The sequence below is a fragment of the Enterobacter nematophilus genome, assembly GCF_026344075.1.
GTDB classification, from domain to species: domain Bacteria; phylum Pseudomonadota; class Gammaproteobacteria; order Enterobacterales; family Enterobacteriaceae; genus Enterobacter; species Enterobacter nematophilus.
This window is the reverse complement of sequence record NZ_JAPKNE010000003.1, coordinates 528706-549883: the sequence shown is the minus strand read 5'-3', so window position 1 is coordinate 549883 and position 21178 is coordinate 528706. Positions and strand designations below refer to the sequence as shown.

The 21178-nt window shown below is 57.8% G+C and carries 23 protein-coding genes; 5 read left to right on the top strand and 18 right to left on the bottom strand.

The window, feature by feature from the left end; all coding sequences use genetic code 11:
• Positions 1–157 precede the first annotated feature (157 nt).
• Positions 158–565 carry a MarR family winged helix-turn-helix transcriptional regulator gene (locus OSH03_RS12300; protein WP_061097247.1) on the top strand — a complete coding sequence of 136 codons (408 nt, stop codon included), beginning with the start codon at positions 158–160 and terminating at the stop codon, positions 563–565.
• Here the strand turns inward: OSH03_RS12300 and OSH03_RS12295 are convergent.
• Positions 562–1449 (bottom strand): LysR family transcriptional regulator, encoded by an 888-nt coding sequence (locus OSH03_RS12295; protein WP_266179219.1) that lies wholly within the window; start codon positions 1447–1449, stop codon positions 562–564. The genes OSH03_RS12300 and OSH03_RS12295 overlap by 4 nt on opposite strands.
• Positions 1450–1557: 108 nt before the next feature.
• Between OSH03_RS12295 and OSH03_RS12290 the strand changes: the two genes are divergently transcribed.
• A complete protein-coding gene (locus tag OSH03_RS12290) occupies positions 1558–2760 on the top strand; it encodes an MFS transporter (RefSeq protein WP_266179174.1) in 1203 nt (400 codons plus the stop codon).
• Positions 2757–3134 carry a DUF4440 domain-containing protein gene (locus OSH03_RS12285; protein WP_266179173.1) on the top strand — a complete coding sequence of 126 codons (378 nt, stop codon included), beginning with the start codon at positions 2757–2759 and terminating at the stop codon, positions 3132–3134. Before OSH03_RS12290 ends, OSH03_RS12285 begins: the two co-directional genes overlap by 4 nt.
• A gap of 52 nt (positions 3135–3186) precedes the next feature.
• On the opposite strand, the gene rpoS is transcribed toward OSH03_RS12285, so the two are convergent.
• The 13 genes from rpoS to cysG form a co-directional block, all read right to left on the bottom strand.
• Positions 3187–4179: an RNA polymerase sigma factor RpoS gene (rpoS, locus tag OSH03_RS12280; protein WP_013098493.1), complete on the bottom strand. Its 993-nt coding sequence runs from the start codon at positions 4177–4179 to the stop codon at positions 3187–3189.
• Between the two features lie 59 nt (positions 4180–4238).
• Positions 4239–5363, bottom strand: a complete 1125-nt coding sequence (nlpD, locus tag OSH03_RS12275; RefSeq protein WP_061097244.1) for a murein hydrolase activator NlpD — start codon at positions 5361–5363, stop codon at positions 4239–4241.
• Between the two features lie 116 nt (positions 5364–5479).
• Positions 5480–6106, bottom strand: a complete 627-nt coding sequence (locus tag OSH03_RS12270; protein WP_028014237.1) for a protein-L-isoaspartate(D-aspartate) O-methyltransferase — start codon at positions 6104–6106, stop codon at positions 5480–5482.
• Positions 6100–6861: a 5'/3'-nucleotidase SurE gene (gene surE, locus OSH03_RS12265; RefSeq protein ID WP_266179172.1), complete on the bottom strand. Its 762-nt coding sequence runs from the start codon at positions 6859–6861 to the stop codon at positions 6100–6102. Before surE ends, OSH03_RS12270 begins: the two co-directional genes overlap by 7 nt.
• Positions 6842–7891: a tRNA pseudouridine(13) synthase TruD gene (gene truD, locus OSH03_RS12260; protein WP_048956588.1), complete on the bottom strand. Its 1050-nt coding sequence runs from the start codon at positions 7889–7891 to the stop codon at positions 6842–6844. Before truD ends, surE begins: the two co-directional genes overlap by 20 nt.
• Positions 7888–8367 carry a 2-C-methyl-D-erythritol 2,4-cyclodiphosphate synthase gene (gene ispF, locus OSH03_RS12255; protein ID WP_006178233.1) on the bottom strand — a complete coding sequence of 160 codons (480 nt, stop codon included), beginning with the start codon at positions 8365–8367 and terminating at the stop codon, positions 7888–7890. Before ispF ends, truD begins: the two co-directional genes overlap by 4 nt.
• A complete protein-coding gene (ispD, locus tag OSH03_RS12250) occupies positions 8367–9077 on the bottom strand; it encodes a 2-C-methyl-D-erythritol 4-phosphate cytidylyltransferase (RefSeq protein WP_028014240.1) in 711 nt (236 codons plus the stop codon). The genes ispF and ispD overlap by 1 nt, the downstream gene beginning before the upstream one ends.
• A gap of 19 nt (positions 9078–9096) precedes the next feature.
• Entirely contained in the window at positions 9097–9408 is a 312-nt protein-coding gene (gene ftsB / locus OSH03_RS12245; protein WP_003862095.1) for a cell division protein FtsB, read from the bottom strand.
• A gap of 79 nt (positions 9409–9487) precedes the next feature.
• Positions 9488–9814, bottom strand: coding sequence for a DUF3561 family protein (locus OSH03_RS12240; protein ID WP_061097242.1), 327 nt, complete (start codon positions 9812–9814; stop codon positions 9488–9490).
• Positions 9815–9872: 58 nt separating this feature from the next.
• Positions 9873–10478 (bottom strand): adenylyl-sulfate kinase, encoded by a 606-nt coding sequence (cysC, locus tag OSH03_RS12235; RefSeq protein ID WP_266179171.1) that lies wholly within the window; start codon positions 10476–10478, stop codon positions 9873–9875.
• Positions 10478–11902 carry a sulfate adenylyltransferase subunit CysN gene (gene cysN / locus OSH03_RS12230; protein ID WP_061097241.1) on the bottom strand — a complete coding sequence of 475 codons (1425 nt, stop codon included), beginning with the start codon at positions 11900–11902 and terminating at the stop codon, positions 10478–10480. Before cysN ends, cysC begins: the two co-directional genes overlap by 1 nt.
• A gap of 9 nt (positions 11903–11911) precedes the next feature.
• A complete protein-coding gene (gene cysD / locus OSH03_RS12225; protein WP_008499613.1) occupies positions 11912–12820 on the bottom strand; it encodes a sulfate adenylyltransferase subunit CysD in 909 nt (302 codons plus the stop codon).
• Between the two features lie 9 nt (positions 12821–12829).
• Complete coding sequence (gene cysG, locus OSH03_RS12220) at positions 12830–14179, bottom strand: siroheme synthase CysG (RefSeq protein ID WP_266179218.1); 1350 nt, start codon at positions 14177–14179, stop codon at positions 12830–12832.
• A 246-nt stretch (positions 14180–14425) separates the two neighbouring features.
• On the opposite strand from cysG, the gene OSH03_RS12215 reads away from it, so the two are divergent.
• A complete protein-coding gene (locus OSH03_RS12215) occupies positions 14426–15469 on the top strand; it encodes an aminopeptidase (protein WP_061097239.1) in 1044 nt (347 codons plus the stop codon).
• A 70-nt stretch (positions 15470–15539) separates the two neighbouring features.
• Here the strand turns inward: OSH03_RS12215 and cysH are convergent, their stop codons facing one another.
• Genes cysH through cysJ form a run of 3 tightly spaced genes read right to left on the bottom strand, consistent with a single transcriptional unit; the run spans position 15540 to position 19807 of the window.
• On the bottom strand, positions 15540–16274 hold the full coding sequence (cysH, locus tag OSH03_RS12210; protein ID WP_032675427.1) for a phosphoadenosine phosphosulfate reductase: 735 nt from the start codon (positions 16272–16274) through the stop codon (positions 15540–15542).
• A gap of 15 nt (positions 16275–16289) precedes the next feature.
• Entirely contained in the window at positions 16290–18002 is a 1713-nt protein-coding gene (gene cysI / locus OSH03_RS12205) for an assimilatory sulfite reductase (NADPH) hemoprotein subunit (protein WP_023309000.1), read from the bottom strand.
• Complete coding sequence (gene cysJ, locus OSH03_RS12200; RefSeq protein WP_266179170.1) at positions 18002–19807, bottom strand: NADPH-dependent assimilatory sulfite reductase flavoprotein subunit; 1806 nt, start codon at positions 19805–19807, stop codon at positions 18002–18004. Before cysJ ends, cysI begins: the two co-directional genes overlap by 1 nt.
• 306 nt (positions 19808–20113) lie before the next feature.
• Here cysJ and queD point away from each other — a divergent pair, with 306 nt between their 5' ends.
• On the top strand, positions 20114–20476 hold the full coding sequence (queD, locus tag OSH03_RS12195) for a 6-carboxytetrahydropterin synthase QueD (RefSeq protein ID WP_010434567.1): 363 nt from the start codon (positions 20114–20116) through the stop codon (positions 20474–20476).
• 30 nt (positions 20477–20506) lie between these two features.
• Here the strand turns inward: queD and queE are convergent, their stop codons facing one another.
• Complete coding sequence (queE, locus tag OSH03_RS12190; protein ID WP_028014249.1) at positions 20507–21178, bottom strand: 7-carboxy-7-deazaguanine synthase QueE; 672 nt, start codon at positions 21176–21178, stop codon at positions 20507–20509.

The following is a 21178-nucleotide window of genomic DNA, read 5'->3' as shown; positions in this document are numbered from 1 at the left end:
ATTTGTTCGTGTACGAACATTATAGATAAACTACTCCCGGATTATTTTTCTGACAAGATCGTTCGCATACGATCACACTAATTGCTAAAAAATGCCGCGTTATCATCCCGGGCTTTAGCGGCTATCATAGGGGGTGATTTTTTCTGTCGGAGTGTTCATGGAACTAAGACAAGAGGCGTTCCACCTGTTACGTCAGCTTTTTCAACAACATACCGCTAAGTGGCAGCATGCCCTGCCGGAACTGACCAAGCCGCAGTATGCGGTGATGCGCTCCATTGCCGAACATCCGGGCATCGAACAGGTGGCATTGACTGAAGTGGCGGTCAGCACGAAGGCGACCCTGGCGGAAATGCTTAGCCGAATGGAGGCGCGCGGGCTGGTCAAACGCGAGCACGATCCCGCAGATAAGCGCCGCCGGTTTGTCTTCCTGACGCCGGAAGGCGAGGCCCTGCTTGCAGGCTGCCAGCCGGTCGGCAACGAGGTGGACGAGGCGTTTTTAGGGCGCCTTAATAAAGCCGAGCGGGAGCAGTTCTCTGCGCTCATCAAAAAGATGATGCACGATTAATTCACGCTGGCGCGCATAAAATCAATGAAGGTGCGCACTTTCGCGGGCACGTGCCGGGCATCCGGATAAACCGCGTGGATGCCCTGCCGCGCGAAGGTATATCCCGGTAAAACCGGGACCAGTTTTCCCGCATCAAGCGCATCGCGCACCAGCCATTCCGGCAGTAACGCCACGCCACTTCCCGCGAGCGCAAAGGCCATAAGCGCCTGAGCGCTGTCGGCAAACAGGCGCGGCGCTTTTTTTATCTCCAGCATTTCAGGCGCACCGCTGGCAGCTTTCACCTGCCAGCGCAGCGGCGAAGCTAAGCGCTCGTGAATAATCCAGTCGGCGTGTGCCAGCTGATCAAGCGATTCAACCGGATGATTCACCCGCCACTCGGGCGTCGCGACGGGCAGGATGGAAAAATGTGAAATCAATGCGGCGTGGTAGCGCGAATCGGTAAGCGTTCCCAACCGGATAGCCACGTCAAAGCGCTCTGAGATAAGGTCGGCATGGAGTGAAGACGAAACATGACGCACGCGAAGCGCCGGGTGCAGCTGGCTAAACCTTGCCAGCAACGGTACCACGACCCGCGAGCCATACTCAGGCGTGGTGGTGATCCGCAATTCACCCGTGAGTCCTGCATGATTCGCGCGAACATCATCCTGCAGCTGTTCGGCGTCCTTCAGAAGCGCCACGCTGCGTTGATGAAAAAGCGCACCCGCCTCGGTTAACGTCAGGCGACGGGTGGAGCGCAGCAGCAATGTCACCCCCAGCTCCGCTTCGAGCTGGCGAATATTAAAGCTGACCACGGCTTTTGTCAGGCCCAGCGCATCGGCTGCGGCAGTAAAGCTGCCGGTGTCGGCCACCGCAACAAACATCTGCGTCCGCTGTAGGTTAATCATCATCACGCCCTTTACCGTCAAAATTTTTTTGACAGTATATCGCGCTTTGTCAGGTTTATCCGTGCTTCCGCGGTCGATACGATACGCCACCTCACGGGAGGATCCACCATGACGTATCGCAGTAAAGTCGCCGCCGTCTATCTGCTGGGCTTTTTTCTTGATTTGATCAACATGTTTATTGCCAGCGTCGCTTTTCCGGCGATGGCGCAAGCTCTTAACGCCACGCCTTCAGCGCTTGCCTGGGTCAGTAACGGGTACATCGCCGGCCTGACGCTGGCGATCCCGTTCAGCAGCATGCTCACGCGCCGCTTCGGACCAAAGCGGGTCATCCTGATCTCGCTTTTTCTGTTCAGCGCAGCCTCCGCTGCGGCAGGCCTGTCTGCAACGCTGGAAAGTCTGATCGCCTGGCGCGTGCTGCAGGGCGTGGGCGGTGGCTTACTGATCCCCGTCGGACAGGCGCTGACCTGGCAACTGTTTCAGCCTCACGAGCGGGCCAGACTCTCCTCGGCGGTGATGCTGGTCGCGCTGCTTGCTCCCGCCTGCTCCCCCGCTATCGGGGGCGTACTGGTGCAGACGCTAGGCTGGCGGTGGATATTTTTCGCGACGCTACCGGTCGCTATCGTGACCTTTGCGTTGGCCTGCCTGTGGCTTAAACACGAAATACCCGTGATGAAAGCGGCCAGACTGCTCAACCTGCGGTTGCTCGCAGACCCGCTTTTGCGTTTTTCCATGCTTGTCTATGTATGCGTACCCGGCATGTTTATTGGGGTGAACGTTACGGGCATGTTTTATCTTCAGCACGAGGCGAACATGAGCCCATCCGCAACGGGAATGCTCATGCTGCCCTGGTCCATAGCATCGTTTATCGCCATCACGGCGACGGGACGCTATTTTAACCGTATCGGCCCACAGCCGCTGATTGTCATCGGCTGCCTGCTGCAGGCGACGGGCATCCTGCTTTTGCTTAACGTTAGCTCGGCTACGCTGCTACCTGTCGTTGCGTTTACCCTGATGGGCGCGGGGGGAAGCCTGTGCAGCAGCACCGCTCAGAGCAGCGCTTTTCTGACAACGCGCCGGGAAGAGATGCCGGATGCCAGCGCGCTGTGGAATCTCAATCGTCAGTTAAGCTTTTTTGCCGGCGCCCTGCTGCTGGCAGAGGTGCTGAGTCTGGCGCAGAGTTATCTGGCGCCGCTCGCCGCCTGGCACGGAATGTTTCTTTTTGCCGCAGGCATGACCTTATTGCCTGTACTGTACGTTTTCCGACTTAACAATACGCAGGTGCTCGCCCAGCTGCGACAGGAGAATTCATGACGCCTTTTGAACACGACATTATCGACCTCCACATTGCGCTTGAAAACTGGTTAGGCAAAGGTGAAGGCGACTCCGACGCCCTGCTCGCCCGTTTCCGGCCAGATTTTCTGATGATCCCACCGGGTGGCGTTCATATCGACTATCGCGGCCTCGTGGACTTTTTGCACAGCCAGCGAGGAAGCCGCCCCGGACTGAAAATTGTTATTGATGAATTAACGACGCGACAGACGTGGCCCCACGGCGCGGTGCTTCACTACCGGGAGACGCAGACCCGGCCGGGGCTGCCCGTCAACGTGCGCTGGTCAACCGCGGTGCTTAATCAGGAAGACGGCAGGATCGCATGGCGTCTACTGCACGAAACGGCACAGCCGTAGCACAAAAGAAAAAGGCCCGTCTCACGACGGGCCTTTTTTGACGAAAGGATGCTTATTCGCGGAACAGCGCTTCGATATTCAAACCTTGCCCCTGCAGGATTTCACGCAGGCGGCGCAGACCTTCTACCTGAATCTGACGAACACGTTCACGAGTCAGACCAATTTCGCGGCCGACGTCTTCCAGTGTCGCAGCTTCATACCCCAGTAAACCGAAACGACGTGCCAGCACTTCACGCTGTTTGGCGTTCAGTTCGAACAGCCATTTGACGATGCTCTGCTTCATGTCATCGTCCTGCGTGGTGTCTTCCGGGCCGTTGTCTTTTTCATCGGCCAGGATGTCCAGCAGCGCTTTTTCGGAGTCGCCACCCAGCGGGGTGTCAACCGAGGTAATGCGCTCGTTGAGACGCAGCATACGGCTTACGTCATCAACCGGTTTGTCGAGTTGTTCGGCAATTTCTTCTGCGCTTGGCTCGTGGTCCAGTTTATGGGACAACTCGCGCGCGGTACGCAGATAGACGTTCAACTCTTTGACGATGTGGATCGGCAGTCGGATCGTACGGGTCTGGTTCATAATAGCCCGTTCGATGGTCTGACGAATCCACCAGGTCGCGTAGGTTGAGAAACGGAACCCGCGTTCCGGGTCAAACTTCTCAACTGCGCGGATGAGACCTAAGTTGCCCTCTTCAATCAGATCCAGCAAAGCCAGACCACGATTGCCGTAACGGCGGGCAATTTTCACGACCAGTCGCAGGTTACTTTCGATCATGCGACGACGCGAGGCAACATCACCACGCAAAGCACGACGTGCGAAATAGACTTCTTCTTCGGCCGTTAGCAGTGGGGAGTAACCAATCTCCCCAAGGTAAAGCTGAGTCGCGTCCAGTACACGCTGTGTGGCGCCCTGCGATAACAGCTCTTCTTCAGCCAAATCGTTATCACTGGGTTCCTCTTCTACTAAGGCTTTTTCGTCAAAAGCCTCTGCTCCGTTCTCATCAAATTCCGCGTCTTCATTTAAATCATGAACTTTCAGCGTATTCTGACTCATAAGGTGGCTCCTACCCGTGATCCCTGAACGAGACACCCTGGCTGGCATGCCCCGTCAATTTATCGCTGCGGCAAATACTGCAGCGGGTTTACGGATTTCCCCTTGTAACGAATTTCAAAATGCAAGCGTGTAGAACTGGTTCCGGTGCTACCCATGGTAGCGATTTTTTGCCCCGCCTTAACTTCTTGTTGTTCCCGGACCAGCATTGTGTCGTTATGGGCGTAGGCACTCAGGTAATCATCGTTATGTTTGATGATAATCAGATTACCGTAACCGCGCAGAGCGTTACCGGCATACACAACGCGTCCGTCTGCGGTCGCGATGATAGCCTGTCCTTTACTGCCTGCGATATCGATCCCTTTGTTCCCACCCTCAGAGGTTGCGAAGTTCTCGATAATCTTGCCGTCAGTTGGCCAGCGCCATGCAGTGATGGACGAACTGGCATTCTGACTGCTTGCAGTCGGTTCAGTAGAGCTAACCACAGGTGCCGTGGTCGGTGCTGTGACAACAGTCGCAGTCCCTTTATTATTCGGCAACATTTTGTTAGCAGTCTGATCACCTGAATCCTCAGAATACGTAATTACAGGTTGTGAAGCAACCACCGTGGTGGATTTTTGTGCAGGCTTAACGCTGTTATTTTGAGCCGTCACGTCGGCCGCTGAAACCGTATTGCCAGGCGTCAGTGGCGTACCCGTTGCGTTGCCCACCTGGAGCGTTTGGCCAACTTCCAGAGCATACGGGGCCTGGACGTTATTGCGCTGCGCGAGGTCACGGAAATCGTTCCCGGTGATCCAGGCAATGTAGAACAGCGTATCGCCGCGCTTGACGGTATAGGTGCTGCCGCCGGTATAGCTGCCTTTCGGAATGTTCCCATACTGGCGGTTATAGACTATGCGGCCATTTTGGGTCTGAACAGGCTGTTCAACTGGCTGAATCTGCGTTGGCTGTGTAACAGGATGTTGCACAGGCTGAATTTGTGGTGTTTGCTGCGGTGCAGCAGTACCCATTTTAGGCGGAGGCGTGATCAACATTCCGCTGGACGTGTTACCGGAGCCGCTGTTTCCCCCGACGGAACTGACGGGCGCAGGCGGGTTGTTAGAACTTGTACAGCCTGCCAGCCAGAGCGAAACCAGTGATAATGCCGCAACACGGCTGATGGTGAATTTAGGGCTTCCCGCGCTCATTTATCCCCCAGGAATGTGTTAACTACCAGTGACTTAAAATTTACCGTGATGACACGAATCTTTCGCGCCACACCATACGCTGAATTTGCCTTAATAACCCTGGATAAATCCGAGTCTCAGGCCAACTCCCCCTTTACCAGAGGCACAAAGCGCACGGCTTCCACGGTATCGATAATATACTCGCCGCCGCGCCGACGAACGCGCTTTAAAAGCTGCTGCTCGTCCCCAACGGGCAGAACAAGAATGCCCCCCTCATCCAGCTGCGACAAGAGCGCTGCGGGAATTTCAGGCGGAGCCGCCGTCACGATGATAGCGTCAAACGGGGCGCGAGCCTGCCAACCCTGCCATCCATCACCGTGTCGTGTCGAAACATTATGTAAATCAAGTTGTTTCAGGCGACGACGCGCCTGCCACTGCAAACCTTTGATCCGCTCTACGGAACAGACATGGTGCACCAGATGCGCCAGGATGGCGGTCTGATACCCCGAACCGGTGCCAATCTCCAGCACGCGAGAGTCGGGCGTGAGCTCCAGCAGCTCCGTCATCCGCGCCACCATGTAAGGCTGCGAAATCGTCTGGCCTTGCCCAATGGGCAGCGCAACGTTTTCCCACGCTTTGTGTTCAAACGCCTCGTCTACAAATTTCTCACGCGGGACCTGAGCGAGCGCCTCAAGCACGTGCTCGTCGCGGATCCCCTGTGCGCGAAGTTGTTCCAGAAGAGTTTGTACACGTTTGCTTACCATTGCGCGTTCACTCCTGCGCGATCCAGCCAGCCCGACACCACATCATGCGCGCTATACGCGGTTAAATCTACGTGTAGCGGAGTCACCGAGACATAGCCTTCATCCACGGCGGCAAAGTCGGTGTCCGGACCCGCATCGCACTTATCGCCAGGAGGCCCGATCCAGTAAAGGGTGTTGCCGCGAGGATCCTGCTGCGGGATCACCTGATCGGCCGGGTGTCGGCTTCCGCAGCGCGTAACGCGAATGCCCTTAATCTCATTGAGAGGAAGATCCGGCACGTTGATGTTAAGAATGCGCCCAGTACGCAGCGGCTCGCGGCCGAGCGCCCGCAGGATCGAACAGGTCACCGCGGCGGCGGTATCGTAGTGCGTGTGGCCGTTTAACGAGACCGCCAGCGCCGGGAACCCGAGATGGCGCCCCTCCATTGCCGCCGCTACCGTTCCGGAGTAAATCACGTCATCGCCGAGGTTCGGCCCGGCGTTAATGCCGGAGACAACGATATCCGGACGCGGGCACATCAGCGCGTTCACGCCCAGAAACACGCAGTCCGTCGGCGTGCCCATCTGCACGGCAATATCGCCATTTTCAAAGGTAAAGGTGCGAAGCGACGACTCCAGCGTCAGTGAGTTAGACGCTCCACTGCGGTTACGATCGGGAGCCACAACCTGCACATCCGCAAATTCACGGAGGTGCTTCGCCAGGGTCTGAATGCCCGGCGCGTGGATCCCATCATCGTTACTCAGCAATATTCGCATAATCACCCGAGGTGTTGATTAGTTCCCTGACAACACTGGTGGCAAAGCTGCCTGCCGGCAGCCAGAAGCGTAACTCGACGGTCACGTCATCCCACCAGTTCCAGCTTAACTGCTGCGGATAGAGCAGCATCGCGCGGCGTGCTGCTTCGACTTTTTCCCGCACCAGCAAGGATTGTAATTCCGGCGCATCCGCCACGGCGGACTGCTCAGCGCTCAGCGCGTCGCCCTGGGTGCCCCAGTCGCCTGAGCCCGGCAAAGCTGCGGTAATCATCAGCGCTTTGGCATCCACGCGCGACTGGACATCGGCCATTTCTTCGGCCGTTGCCACAAACCAGCTTCCGCGTCCCGCTAATTGTAGCGCATCGCCAACAACAACTTGATTCGCGTCCGGTTTTTTCAGCCTTTCGCTCACAATCTGATTAAACAACGCGCTGCGGGCCGCCGACAACCAAAAACTGCGTTTATTCCTGTCGCGCACCGGCGCATCGCTTTGCGCCCAGCGCAGCGCGCCCTGCAGGTTGCTGCCGCCAATGCCAAAGCGCTGCGCGCCAAAGTAGTTCGGGACGCCGCGTTCATTGATGGCGTTCAGGCGTTTTTCAACGTCTTCACGGTCAGTCACTTCGCGCAGCACCAGCGTAAACGCGTTGCCTTTCAACGCCCCGAGGCGCAGCTTGCGCTTGTGACGGGCGTACTCCAGCACCTTACAGCCTTCAAGCTCAAATTTGCTTAAATCAGGCATCGCATTGCCGGGCACGCGCGCGCAGAGCCACTGCTCGGTGACGGCGTGTTTATCTTTCTGCCCGGCAAAGCTCACTTCCCGGGCGTGAATTTTGAGGAATTTTGCCAGCGCGTCGGCCACAAAGCGGGTGTTGCAGCCGTTTTTCAGAATACGCACCAGGATATGTTCGCCTTCGCCATCAGGCTCAAAGCCCAGATCCTCAACCACGAGGAAATCTTCCGGGCTGGCTTTCAGCACCCCGTTCCCCTGCGGCTTGCCGTGCAGGTATGTCAGGTTATCGAAGTCCGTCATTTTGCCGCCTTTACCAGCAGCGCCACGGCTTCACAGGCAATCCCTTCACCACGACCGGTAAAGCCCAGCTTCTCGGTGGTGGTGGCTTTGACGTTGACATCGTCCATATGGCAGCCCAGATCTTCAGCGATAAACACGCGCATCTGCGGAATGTGCGGCAGCATTTTCGGCGCCTGGGCAATAATCGTCACGTCGACGTTGCCGAGGGTGTAACCCCTGGCCTGAATGCGGCGCCACGCTTCGCGCAGCAGTTCGCGGCTGTCCGCCCCTTTAAAGGCCGGATCGGTGTCCGGGAACAGCTTGCCGATATCACCCAGCGCGGCAGCGCCGAGCAGCGCGTCGGTCAGCGCATGCAGCGCCACGTCGCCATCAGAATGCGCCAGCAGCCCTTTTTCGTAAGGAATACGTACGCCGCCAATGATAATTGGGCCTTCTCCGCCAAAGGCGTGTACATCAAAACCGTGTCCAATTCGCATTATGCCTTCTCCTGATGGGTCGAACGGGTAAGATAAAATTCCGCGAGCTGTAAATCTTCCGGGCGCGTCACTTTTATATTATCAGCGCGTCCTTCAACAAGCGTGGGGTGAAAACCGCAATACTCCAGCGCGGAGGCTTCGTCCGTGATGGTCGCGCCTTCGTTAAGCGCGCGCGTTAAGCAGTCGTGGAGCAGTTCGCGGGGGAAAAATTGCGGCGTCAGGGCGTGCCACAGGTCGACGCGCTCAACGGTGTGGGCGATAGCACGCTTGCCCGGCTCGGCACGCTTCATGGTGTCGCGCACCGGCGCGGCCAGAATGCCGCCCACTTTACTGGTTTCGCTCAGCGCCAGCAGGCGTGCCAGGTCGTCCTGATGCAGGCACGGACGCGCCGCGTCATGGACCAGCACCCACTGCGCGCTTCCGGCAGCCTGAATGCCCGCCAGCACGGAATCGGCGCGCTCGGCGCCGCCATCGACAACGGTAATTTGTGGGTGGTTTGCCAGCGGCAGCTGCGCAAAACGCGCATCGCCGGGACTGATGGCGATGACCACGTGCGTCACCCGCGGGTGCGCCAGCAGCGCCGCCACGGCGTGCTCGAGGATTGTTTTATCGCCAATTGAGAGGTACTGCTTGGGACATTCTGTCTGCATGCGCCGGCCAAAACCTGCGGCCGGCACCACGGCACATACGTCCGAAAAAGTTGCTGCCATGTCGTAATCCTGGGCCTGATTATCGATTGTTTTGTGCTGAGCCCTGATTGCGTTTAGACGCATCCGGAACCAGACGATAAAAGGTTTCGCCCGGCTTAGTCATACTGAGTTCATTGCGCGCGCGTTCCTCAATCGCCTCCTGGCCGCCATTGAGGTCATCAATTTCAGCAAAGAGTTGATCGTTTCGCGCCTTAAGTTTGGCATTAGTTGCCTGCTGAGCCGCGACGTCATCGCTCACCCGGCTGTAGTCGTGCAGTCCGTTCTTACCGAACCACAGCGAATATTGCAGCCAGACCAGCAAAGCCAGCAACAGCAGCGTTAGTTTACCCATCCTGCCCCCTGAAAAAACGGCATCATCATCCCATAACTTTCCGTTCGACTCTACTGCGGGGTTTTAATTATGTCGCAAGTTAGCCCATCAGCCATAAAAACAGCAGGCCAAAGATGGCGACAACGGTGGCAATCGTGATAACCGTACTGTACAGGAGCCTGCCGTTGAAAAGGGAGTGCAGCGCAACCCCTACAACGACCGCAACGGGCATTAGCGCCAGGAAGAAGGGCCAGGTGTAGAGAAAGAAGAAAAGGGTGTTACCACCGTAGATCAAAAACGGGATACCCAGCGCCAGTAACCACGACGCAAAGCCGACTATCGCCCCAGGGAAGGACCAGGTCGTCTCATCGTCGGTGGTTAACGGTTCCGACCCGGTGGTGATAATGTAGTTTTCACTGTTGCGCATAGCTAATCCTGTGACCGTGACTCATCGTGCGGGAAGACAGCTCCCGAACGATACCGCCTCAGGATCTGATAATATCGTCCCGTCTGAGCAGGTCTAATAATTGGCTTACTAAATTTGTTACCAATTGTTGACCTTCCAGGTGAATCTCAGGCGATTCAGGCGCTTCGTAAACCGAGTCAATTCCGGTGAAGTTCCGCAGCTCGCCGGCACGCGCTTTTTTGTACAACCCTTTCGGATCGCGCGCTTCACAGATCTCCAGCGGCGTATCGACAAACACTTCAATAAAGCGATCCTGCCCCACGCGCTCGCGCACCATCTGGCGCTCGGCGCGGTGCGGCGAGATAAACGCCGTCAGCACCACCAGCCCGGCGTCTGCCATCAGGCTGGCGACTTCACCTACCCGGCGAATGTTCTCTTTGCGGTCGTCGTCGCTGAACCCCAAATCGCTGCACAGGCCGTGACGCACGTTGTCGCCATCCAGCAGGTAGGTACTTACTCCCTGCTGATGCAGCGCCTCTTCCAGCGCGCCCGCTACCGTGGATTTACCGGAGCCAGACAGCCCGGTAAACCACAGCACAACCCCACGGTGGCCGTGGAGCTGTTCGCGCTGGGCGACGGTGACCGGATGAGGATGCCAGACGATGTTCTCATCATGGGCGGCCATTACTTGCCTCCCAGCAGATCGCGGGCGCCCCAGTGCGGGAAGTGCTTACGCACCAGCGCGTTAAGCTCCAGCTCGAAGGCGCTGAATTCAGAGGCCGCGGTCGCCTGCTCGTTTGGCTCACGCACCATCCCCGCGCCGACGGTAACGTTCGTCAGACGGTCGATAAAGATCAGCCCCCCGGTTACCGGGTTCTGCTGATACGGATCCAGCACCAGCGGCTCGTCGAAGGTCAGATCCACCAGGCCAATACCGTTCAGCGGCAGCTCGCTCACGTCTCGATGGGTCAGGTTGTTGATGTCCACCTGGAACTGAATGCCGTCCACGCGGGCGCGGGTTTTCTTGCCCGCAATTTTGATGTCGTAGCTCTGTCCGGCGGTCAGCGGCTGTTCGGCCATCCACACCACGTCCACGGACGCGCCCTGCACCGCTGCCAGCGTCTCCTGCGCGTCGACCAGCAGGTCACCGCGGCTGATATCAATTTCGTCCTTCAGCACCAGCGTAACCGCTTCCCCTGCCCCGGCTTCCTGCAGGTCGCCGTCGAACGTCACGATGCGAGCGATTGCCGACTCCACGCCGGATGGCAGCACCTTAACGCGCTGCCCCACCTTCACGGAACCGGAGGCGATCGTGCCGGAGAAGCCGCGGAAATCAAGGTTAGGACGGTTCACGTACTGCACCGGGAAGCGCATTGGCTGGGTATCAACCACGCGCTGGATCTCAACGGTCTCCAGCACTTCCAGCAGCGTCGGGCCGCTGTACCACGGCATGTTCGCGCTCTGGGAAGCGACGTTATCCCCTTCCAGCGCGGAGAGCGGCACAAAGCGAATATCCAGGTTGCCCGGCAACTGTTCGGCAAAGGTCAGGTAGCTCTGGCGGATCTCCTCGAATTTCTCTTCGCTGAAGTTCACCAGATCCATCTTGTTGACCGCCACCACCAGGTGTTTGATCCCAAGCAGCGTGGAGATAAAGCTGTGGCGACGGGTTTGATCCAGCACGCCTTTACGGGCGTCCATCAGCAGGATCGCCAGATCGCAGGTGGATGCGCCGGTCGCCATATTGCGGGTGTACTGCTCGTGCCCCGGGGTGTCGGCGATAATAAATTTGCGCTTTTCGGTAGAGAAATAGCGATAGGCCACGTCGATGGTGATCCCCTGCTCGCGCTCCGCCTGCAGGCCGTCCACCAGCAGCGCCAGGTCGAGTTTTTCGCCCTGGGTGCCATGACGCTTGCTGTCGTTATGCAGGGAAGAGAGCTGATCTTCATAAATCTGGCGCGTGTCGTGCAGCAGGCGGCCAATCAGGGTACTTTTCCCGTCATCCACGCTGCCGCAGGTGAGAAAGCGCAGCAGGCTTTTGTGCTGCTGGGCGTGCAGATACGCTTCTACGCCGCCTTCGTTGGCAATTTGTTGAGCAATAGTGGTGTTCATGGCGGCTCCTTAGAAATAACCCTGACGTTTCTTCAGCTCCATGGAGCCTGCCTGGTCGCGGTCAATCACGCGCCCCTGTCGCTCGCTGGTGGTGGACACCAGCATCTCTTCGATGATCTCCGGCAGCGTCTGCGCGTTCGATTCCACCGCGCCGGTCAGCGGCCAGCAGCCGAGGGTGCGGAAACGCACCATCTGTTTTTTGATCACTTCACCCGGCTGTAAATCAATACGATCGTCGTCGATCATCATCAGCATGCCGTCGCGCTCCAGCACCGGGCGCTCGGCGGCCAGGTACAGCGGCACAATCTCAATATTTTCCAGATAGATGTACTGCCAGATATCCAGCTCGGTCCAGTTAGAGAGCGGGAAGACGCGAATGCTTTCGCCCTTGTTGATCTGGCCGTTGTAGTTGTGCCACAGCTCCGGGCGCTGGTTTTTCGGATCCCAGCGGTGGAAGCGGTCGCGGAAGGAGTAGATACGCTCTTTGGCGCGGGATTTTTCCTCGTCGCGGCGCGCGCCGCCGAAGGCCGCGTCAAAACCGTATTTATTCAGCGCCTGCTTCAGCCCTTCGGTTTTCATGATGTCGGTATGCTTGGCGCTGCCGTGGACGAACGGGTTAATGCCCATCGCCACCCCTTCAGGGTTTTTGTGCACCAGCAGCTCGCAGCCGTAGGCTTTCGCGGTACGGTCGCGGAACTCGTACATTTCGCGGAATTTCCAGCCGGTATCCACGTGCAGCAGCGGGAACGGCAGCGTGCCCGGATAAAACGCTTTACGCGCCAGGTGCAGCATGACGCTGGAATCTTTACCGATGGAGTACATCATCACCGGGTTAGAGAACTCGGCGGCCACTTCGCGGATAATATGGATACTTTCCGCTTCGAGCTGCCGCAGGTGAGTAAGTCGTTTTTGGTCCATAACCGTTCCTTAAGCCAAATTTACAACAGAAGAACCAAAGCCTTCTGTATCGGTTGTGTGTTGGAACCAGGCGAGGGTGCTGTGCAGCTGCACCACCTCTCCCACCACGATCAGGGCGGGCATCGGGGCGTCTTTCGCCAGGGTTGCAAGGTCTTGTAATGTGCCGATAGCGACATGCTGATCGACGCGCGTACCGCGAGAGATCACGGCTACCGGCGTGGTCGCCTCGCGACCGTGCTGAATAAGCTGCTCGCTGATGTCTGCGGCCTTCATCGTGCCCATATAGATCGCCAGCGTTTGTCGGCTCTGGGCAAGGTGCGACCAGTCGAACGGCGTGCTGTCGGCCTTGTAGTGGCCGGTCACAAAGGTGACGCTCTGGGCGTAATCGCGGTGGGTCAGCGGAATTCCGGCGTAGGCCGTCACGGCCGATGCCGCCGTGATGCCGGGCACCACCTGGAACGGCACGCCCGCCTCGGCTGCCGCCTGCAGTTCTTCACCGCCGCGACCGAAAATGAACGGGTCGCCCCCTTTCAGGCGCACCACGGTTTTGCCCGCTTTCGCGGCGGCAATCAGCATCTGGTTGGTCTCGTGCTGCGGCACGGAGTGCTCCCCCGCCCGCTTGCCAACGCAGATTTGCTCCGCATCGCGACGGATCAGCTCGCGCACGCCGTCGGTGACCAGGTGGTCGTAGAACACCACGTCGGCATCCTGCAGAATCTGCAGGCCGCGCAGGGTCAGAAGCCCGGCATCGCCCGGCCCGGCCCCCACCAGAACGATCTCCCCGCCCGTACTGCCGGGGTTATCCAACTCGTCTTCGAGAATTTTCTGCGCCGCCGTCTCATTGCCCGCCTGCATCAGGCTGGCAAAGCGGCCGCGAAATACGCGCTCCCAGAAGCGACGGCGTTCCGTCACGCTGGTCAGGCGGTTTTTTAAATGGTTGCGCCAGAAGCTGGCTTTCTCCGCCATGCGCCCGAGGCTGGTCGGCAGCAGCGCTTCGATCTTTTCCCGGAGCACGCGCGCCAGCACCGGCGCGGTGCCGCCGGAGGAGATCGCCACCAGCAGCGGCGAGCGGTCAACGATCGACGGGAAGATAAACGAGCATAAAGGCTGGTCGTCCACCACGTTCACCAGACGGTAACGGGCCTGGGCGGCTTCGGAGATACGCCGGTTCAGTTCCCGATTTTCAGTCGCCGCAATCACCAGCACCACGCTGTCGATTTGTGACTCGTCGAAATCCGCCTCTTCGACAACCCGCACCTGTGCCCCTGCGCGCTGCAGAAACGCGATTTTGCGATCGGCAATTTCACCCGTGCCGACAACCAGTACCGGTCGGTCTTTTAAGGCGGCAAAAAGGGGCAGATAGTCCACAGGCAACAACTCACTAACAACGAGGAATAGAGGGACTATAGGGGGCGGCTTAGATCGAATGAAATTACGAATTGGAATGAGTAGTTACTCAATGGAATAACGCCGTGAAAAAGCAAATACCAAAAAATGCTTAACACGCGAAATTTCGGGCATTTAAGAGCAATTCAAATTGTGTATGGACGATCACAGTTTCATACTATGCACGTTATTATTTTGCTCTGTTTTTAAGGACTCACTATGTTTTCCGCAACGCGCCACCGTATTGCTGCCCTGGCACTCGGCGTTTGCTTTATCCTTCCGGCTCAGGCAAAAAATCAACCTTATGGTGAAATCGCCACTATGCAGGCGCGGCATATTGCAACGGTTTTCCCTGGCCGCATGACCGGTTCACCCGCGGAGATGCTCTCCGCCGACTATATTCGCCAGCAGTTTGCACAGATGGGCTACCAGAGTGATATTCGCTCGTTTCACAGCCGCTACATCTATACCTCACGCAATAAAACGCAGAACTGGCATAACGTGACCGGCAGTACGGTGATTGCCGCGCACGAAGGAAAGGCGGCTGAGCAGATTATTATCATGGCGCACCTGGATACCTACGCGCCAATGAGCGACGCCGATATTGATAATAACCTTGGTGGACTGACGCTGCAGGGCATGGACGATAATGCAGCAGGTCTCGGCGTGATGCTTGAACTGGCTGAACGCCTTAAGAATATCCCGACGAAATACGGTATTCGCTTTGTGGCGACCAGCGGCGAAGAAGAAGGGAAACTCGGTGCTGAGAATCTCCTTAAACGGATGAGCGCTGAGGAGAAGAAAAATACCCTGCTGGTAATTAACCTCGACAACCTGATCGTGGGCGATAAGCTCTATTTTAATAGCGGACAGAGCACGCCGAGCAGCGTACGTAAGCTCACCCGCGACCGCGCGCTGGCGCTTGCCCGTACGCATGGCGTCTATGCCGCGACAAACCCAGGCGGTAACCCGGATTATCCAAAAGGCACTGGCTGTTGTAACGACGGGGAAGTGTTTGATAAGGCAGGCATTCCGGTGCTGTACGTCGAGGCGACAAACTGGGCGCTGGGTAAAAAGGATGGCTATCAGCAGCGCGCTAAATCGAAAGCGTTCCCGGACGGGACCAGCTGGCATGATGTGCGGCTGGATAACCAGCAGCATATAGACAGCGCCCTGCCGCAGCGGATTGAACACCGCAGCCGCGACGTGGTGAAAGTGATGCTGCCGCTGGTGAAGGAGCTGGCGAAAGCGGGGAAAGCCTGAGGCGTTAAGCATAGCGCGGCCTGATGCCCTCACCCCAACCCTCTCCCACCGGGAGAGGGAGGATAAAGGATCACCCTTCGTGCAGCCCGCACTCGCGCTTCAACCCGAAGAATCGCGTCTCTTCTTCCGCCATTCCCGGTTCCCATTTGCGCGTGGTGTGGGTGTCGCCCACGGACAGGTAGCCCTGGTCCCACAGCGGATGGTACTTCAGCCCGTGTTTTTGCAGGTACTGATACACCGTGCGGTTATCCCAGTCGATAATCGGCAGCACTTTGAACACGCCGCGCTGAACCGCCAGCACCGGCAAGGTTGCACGGCTGCCGGACTGCTCGCGGCGTAGCCCCGCAAACCACGTCTGCGCGTTCAGCTCTTTCAGCGCCCGGTTCATCGGCTCGACTTTGTTGATCTCATTGTATTTCTCAATACCCTCCACGCCCTGCTCCCACAACTTGCCGTAGCGCGCCTCCTGCCAGGCCGCGCTTTCCGTTGCGCGGTAGACTTTGAGGTTGAGCCTGAGCTTGTCCGTCAGCTCGTCAATAAACTGGTAGGTTTCCGGGAACAGGTAGCCGGTATCGGTGAGGATCACCGGAATGTCCGGACGGATCTGATTCACCAGATGCAGGCTGACCGCCGCCTGAATACCAAAACTCGACGAGAGGACATAGTCTCCCGGCAGGTTTTCCAGCGCCCACGCCACGCGCCCTTCGGCGTCCAGCTTTTCAAGGTGGGCGTTAGTTTCTGCCAAGGCCAGAATGCGTTCGACTTTTGGCAGGTCATTAAGGGCGTTTAGATCGAGTACGGACATAATTACCTCTCGTGGTTACTCCCAGAAATCCCTTGCGGGATCGAGCACCGGGCGAATGATGCCCGCACGCACCGTAAAATCGCCGAAGCCTTCACCCGCTTCGCGCTCTTTCGCCCAGCGCCCGACAAGCTCGTCGATAGAATCAAGAATTTCCGGCTCGGTGATGTTCTCGCGGAACATGCGCGGAATGCGCGTGCCGATACGGTTACCGCCCAGGTGCAGGTTATAGCGACCCGGCGCTTTCCCCACCAGCCCCAGCTCGGCCAGCATCGCGCGACCGCAGCCGTTCGGGCAGCCGGTGACGCGCATAACAATATGCTCGTCCGGAATACCGTGTTTTTCCAGAATCGCTTCCACTTTGTCAGTAAATGACGGCAGGAAACGTTCCGCTTCCGCCATCGCCAGCGGGCAGGTCGGGAACGACACGCAGGCCATCGAGTTTTCACGCTGCGGCTTAACCGCATCCATTAACCCGTGATCGCGCGCCAGCTTCTCGATCTTCGCCTTCTGGCTCTCCGGCACGCCGGCAATGATGAGGTTCTGGTTAGCGGTAATGCGGAACTCGCCTTTGTGGATCTTCGCAATTTCCAGCAGGCCGGTTTTCAGCGGACGGCCCGGATAATCCAGAATACGACCGTTTTCAATAAACAGCGTCAGGTGCCATTTATTGTCGATGCCTTTCACCCAGCCGATGCGATCGCCGCGACCGGTGAATTCGTAAGGGCGGATCGGCTCAAACTTGATCCCCGCGCGACGCTCCACTTCCTCTTTGAACGTCTCTACCCCCACGCGCTCCAGGGTGTACTTGGTTTTCGCGTTTTTACGGTCGGTACGGTTGCCCCAGTCGCGCTGGGTGGTCACTACCGCTTCCGCCACGGCCAGCGTGTGCTCCAGCGGCAGGAAGCCGAACTCGCTCGCGGTGCGGGCGTAGGTTTTCTTGTTACCGTGCTCAATAGACAGGCCGCCGCCCACCAGCAGGTTAAAGCCAATCAGCTTGCCGTTTTCGGCAATCGCCACGAAGTTCATGTCGTTGGCGTGCAGATCGATGTCGTTCTGCGGCGGGATCACCACCGTGGTTTTGAACTTACGCGGCAGGTAGGTCTGACCGAGGATCGGTTCTTCGTCGGTGGTCGCAACTTTTTCCTGATCGAGCCAGATCTCCGCGTAGGCGCGGGTGCGCGGCAGCAGGTGCTCAGAGATCTTCTTCGCCCACTCATACGCTTCGGCGTGCAGCTCGGACTCGTACGGGTTCGAGGTGCAGAGCACGTTACGGTTCATGTCGTTGGCGGTCGCCAGCGCGTCCAGCCCGACGGAGTGGAGCATCTGGTGCACCGGCTTCACGTTCTTCTTCAGGATCCCGTGGAACTGGAAGGTCTGACGGTTAGTGAGGCGGATGCTGCCATAAATGGTGTTTTCACCCGCAAATTTGTCGATGGCCTGCCACTGTTTGGTGGTGATCACCCCGCCCGGCAGGCGGCAGCGCAGCAGCATGGCGTGGCGCGGCTCCAGCTTCTGTTCAGCGCGCTCGGCGCGGATATCGCGGTCGTCCTGCTGATACATGCCGTGGAAACGGATCAGCAGGAAGTTGTCGCCTTTGAAGCCGCCGGTGAGACCGTCATTCAGATCTTCAGCAATGGTGCCGCGCAGATAGTTGCTTTCCAGCTTCATGCGCTCGGCGTCTGTCAGTTTACCTTCGACCACCAGTGGCCCTGGATGTTTTTCGCTCATTAGTAGACATCTCGCTGATAACGGCGCTCAACGCGCAGCTCACTTAAAAATTCATCCGCCGTTTCGGCATCCATACCGCCGAACTCGGCAATCACTTCCAGCAGTGCCTGCTCAACGTCTTTCGCCATGCGATTGGCGTCGCCGCAGACATAAATGTGGGCACCGTCATTGATCCAGCGCCACAGCTCTGCGCCCTGTTCGCGCAGTTTGTCTTGTACGTATACTTTTTCTTTCTGGTCGCGGGACCAGGCCAGATCGATGCGGGTCAGCACGCCCTCTTTGACGTAGCGCTGCCACTCAACCTGGTAGAGGAAATCTTCGGTAAAGTGCGGGTTGCCGAAGAACAGCCAGTTTTTACCCGGCGCGTCGTCCGCCGCGCGCTGCTGCATAAAGGCGCGGAACGGCGCGATGCCGGTGCCCGGGCCAATCATGATCGCCGGGGTTTCCGGGTTCGCCGGCAGGCGGAAGTTGTCGTTGTGCTCGATAAAGACGCGCACTTCGCCCTCTTCTTCTACGCGGTCCGCCAGGAAGCTTGATGCCCCACCCGCGCGGGCGCGGCCTTCGACGTCGTAGCGCACCACGCCGACGGTAACGTGAACCTCGCTTTCCACTTCCGCCTGGGAAGAGGCGATGGAGTACAGGCGTGGGGTCAGCGGACGCAGCAGGCCGATCAGCGCGTCGGCATCCAGCTGTGCCGGAGAGAAACGCACCATATCGACAATCGGCGTCGTCGCGGCGTAATGCTGCAGCTTCGCCTTATCGCCCACCAGCGGCAGCAGGGATTCGCTGCGCGTTAAGGTGGCATAATTTTCGACGATATTCGGGGTGTTCACCGTCAGCTCGAAATGCCACTGCAGCGCCTCCGAAAGCGGCTGGGTTTTGCCGTCAACGGTGACAGGCTCATCACCCTTCAGCCACAGCAGCTCGACAAGCTCTTTCACCAGCGCCGGATCGTTCTGATACCAGACGCCCAGCGCATCGCCAGGCTGATAGCGCAGGCCGGAGTCGCCAAGATCGATTTCAATATGGCGTACGTCTTTTTCCGAGTCGCGGCCCGTGATTTTCTGGTTCACCGACAGGCTCGCCGTCAGCGGCGACTCTTTAGTGTAGGGGCTGGTGTGGATCTCATTGACGGTGCCCGCAGCGGTCACCGCGGCCTGCGCCGGCGTCTCTTTCGGGACACGGGCTTTCAGCACCTCAACGATGCGCGCGCGCCATTCGGCGGCGGCGGTCTGGTATTCCACATCCGCGTCTACGCGGTCCAGCAGGCGCTCAGCGCCAAGCTCCGCCAGCTTGCTGTCGAAGTCTTTACCGGACTGGCAGAAGAATTCATAGGAGGTATCCCCCAGGCCAAATACGGCAAACGCCGTGCCATTCAGCTTGGGTGCTTTTTTTGAGAACAGGAACTTATGCAGCGCCACCGCTTCTTCAGCGGGTTCACCTTCACCCTGGGTCGAGGCGACCACCACCAGCAGTTTTTCTGACGCGATTTGCTTGAATTTATAATCCCCGGCGTTGACCAGGTTCACGTTCAGTTTGGCGGCCAGCAGGTCATCACGCAGCGCTTCGGCCACGCGGCGGGCGTTGCCCGTCTGCGAGGCGCTGATCAGCGTAATGGCCGGAATTTCCACGGCCGTTGCCGGTGCGCCTGACACAGCGCCAGGCTGCTGGTTGAGCATTCCCCAGAAATAACCGGAGACCCAGGCAAGCTGAGTGGGAGAAAAATCAGAGGTGGCAGCCTGAAGGCGCGCCAGTTGCTCCGGGTTCAGGGGAAGCAAATTTGAAGGTGGGGCCTGTGTTGTCATGCGTCGTTATGTTCCAGTAGCCAAGCGGACTTTAAGCGAATAAATCCAAACTGAAGATAAGGTTAACGGCGTGGATAATAACAATTAAAGAAGGGATGGAAATAATAAATAACCAAATGGACTAACCTGTTTTAGTTATCGTTGTTAGCGATAAAAACGATTGAATAACCATTTGAAATAAAAGAATAAAAAGCAATAACCCTCCTGAATACCGGGCGTTCACCGTTCAGAGCCGTTTTAGTTAATGCTAAAAATTGTGCTTTCCGGTACTATGCGGCGGTTTTTTCCGCATTACTGAGAGCGATCATGTCCACCACACTGTTTAAAGATTTCACCTTCGAAGCCGCCCATCACCTTCCGCATGTTCCTGAAGGACATAAATGCGGCCGCCTGCACGGGCATTCGTTCATGGTGCGTCTTGAGATCACCGGTGAAGTTGATCCGCATACCGGTTGGATCATGGACTTTGCCGAGCTGAAGGCCGCGTTTAAGCCGACCTACGATCGTCTGGATCACTACTATCTCAATGATATTCCGGGCCTGGAAAACCCGACCAGCGAAGTGCTGGCTAAATGGATTTGGGATCAGATGAAGCCGCTGGTACCGCTGCTGAGCGCGGTGATGATCAAAGAGACCTGCACGGCAGGCTGCGTGTATCGCGGAGAGTAAAAAAATAGCCCGGCAAGACCGGGCATTTTTTTAGGCAATATTCAGGTACTTGTGCGTCTGCATCGACAGGCGCCAGTTACGCGCAATGCAGGTTTCAATGCACAGGCGCGTCGCATCCTCTTTTTGGCTTATCGGCTGCAGGGCGATGACCCGCTGCTTCTCATCCGTCAGCGTCGCCAGCAGTTCGTCCAGCGCTTCGATATCGCGCACGCGCCCTACCGGGTGCTTAATTTCATCCGCGCGCTCCAGCGCCTGAGACAGCACGTCGTATCCGCCGCGCATATTCACTTTTGGCGATACCGTCACCCATGTGGTGTGCGAGCAGCGCACTTCATGGGTGCCGCTGGTTTCAATCTGGCAGCTGTAGCCGTTCTTTTCGAGCAGCTCGGTCAGCGGCGTCAGATCGTGAATGCAGGGTTCTCCACCGGTGATGACGACGTGGCGGGCCGTCCAGCCCTGGCGACCAATAATGGCCAGCAGATCTTCTGCGCTGCCCGCGCCCCACTTATCGCTCTCTTTGGTTTTCGCCAGAATGCTAAACAGCGACACTTCCCGATCTGCGAGCTTATCCCACGTATGTTTGGTATCACACCAGGCACAGCCAACCGGGCATCCCTGTAAACGAATAAAGATAGCGGGAACGCCGGTAAAGTAACCCTCGCCTTGCAGGGTCTGGAACATCTCGTTAATCGGGTACTGCAT

Coding starts and splice junctions, on each gene's coding strand:
- OSH03_RS12300 (WP_061097247.1), top strand. CDS start 158: ATGGAACTAAGACAAGAGGCGTTCCACCTGTTACGTCAGCTTTTTCAA.
- OSH03_RS12295 (WP_266179219.1), bottom strand. CDS start 1,449: ATGATTAACCTACAGCGGACGCAGATGTTTGTTGCGGTGGCCGACACC.
- OSH03_RS12290 (WP_266179174.1), top strand. CDS start 1,558: ATGACGTATCGCAGTAAAGTCGCCGCCGTCTATCTGCTGGGCTTTTTT.
- OSH03_RS12285 (WP_266179173.1), top strand. CDS start 2,757: ATGACGCCTTTTGAACACGACATTATCGACCTCCACATTGCGCTTGAA.
- rpoS (WP_013098493.1), bottom strand. CDS start 4,179: ATGAGTCAGAATACGCTGAAAGTTCATGATTTAAATGAAGACGCGGAA.
- nlpD (WP_061097244.1), bottom strand. CDS start 5,363: ATGAGCGCGGGAAGCCCTAAATTCACCATCAGCCGTGTTGCGGCATTA.
- OSH03_RS12270 (WP_028014237.1), bottom strand. CDS start 6,106: ATGGTAAGCAAACGTGTACAAACTCTTCTGGAACAACTTCGCGCACAG.
- surE (WP_266179172.1), bottom strand. CDS start 6,861: ATGCGAATATTGCTGAGTAACGATGATGGGATCCACGCGCCGGGCATT.
- truD (WP_048956588.1), bottom strand. CDS start 7,891: ATGACGGACTTCGATAACCTGACATACCTGCACGGCAAGCCGCAGGGG.
- ispF (WP_006178233.1), bottom strand. CDS start 8,367: ATGCGAATTGGACACGGTTTTGATGTACACGCCTTTGGCGGAGAAGGC.
- ispD (WP_028014240.1), bottom strand. CDS start 9,077: ATGGCAGCAACTTTTTCGGACGTATGTGCCGTGGTGCCGGCCGCAGGT.
- ftsB (WP_003862095.1), bottom strand. CDS start 9,408: ATGGGTAAACTAACGCTGCTGTTGCTGGCTTTGCTGGTCTGGCTGCAA.
- OSH03_RS12240 (WP_061097242.1), bottom strand. CDS start 9,814: ATGCGCAACAGTGAAAACTACATTATCACCACCGGGTCGGAACCGTTA.
- cysC (WP_266179171.1), bottom strand. CDS start 10,478: ATGGCCGCCCATGATGAGAACATCGTCTGGCATCCTCATCCGGTCACC.
- cysN (WP_061097241.1), bottom strand. CDS start 11,902: ATGAACACCACTATTGCTCAACAAATTGCCAACGAAGGCGGCGTAGAA.
- cysD (WP_008499613.1), bottom strand. CDS start 12,820: ATGGACCAAAAACGACTTACTCACCTGCGGCAGCTCGAAGCGGAAAGT.
- OSH03_RS12215 (WP_061097239.1), top strand. CDS start 14,426: ATGTTTTCCGCAACGCGCCACCGTATTGCTGCCCTGGCACTCGGCGTT.
- cysH (WP_032675427.1), bottom strand. CDS start 16,274: ATGTCCGTACTCGATCTAAACGCCCTTAATGACCTGCCAAAAGTCGAA.
- cysI (WP_023309000.1), bottom strand. CDS start 18,002: ATGAGCGAAAAACATCCAGGGCCACTGGTGGTCGAAGGTAAACTGACA.
- cysJ (WP_266179170.1), bottom strand. CDS start 19,807: ATGACAACACAGGCCCCACCTTCAAATTTGCTTCCCCTGAACCCGGAG.
- queD (WP_010434567.1), top strand. CDS start 20,114: ATGTCCACCACACTGTTTAAAGATTTCACCTTCGAAGCCGCCCATCAC.
- queE (WP_028014249.1), bottom strand. CDS start 21,178: ATGCAGTACCCGATTAACGAGATGTTCCAGACCCTGCAAGGCGAGGGT.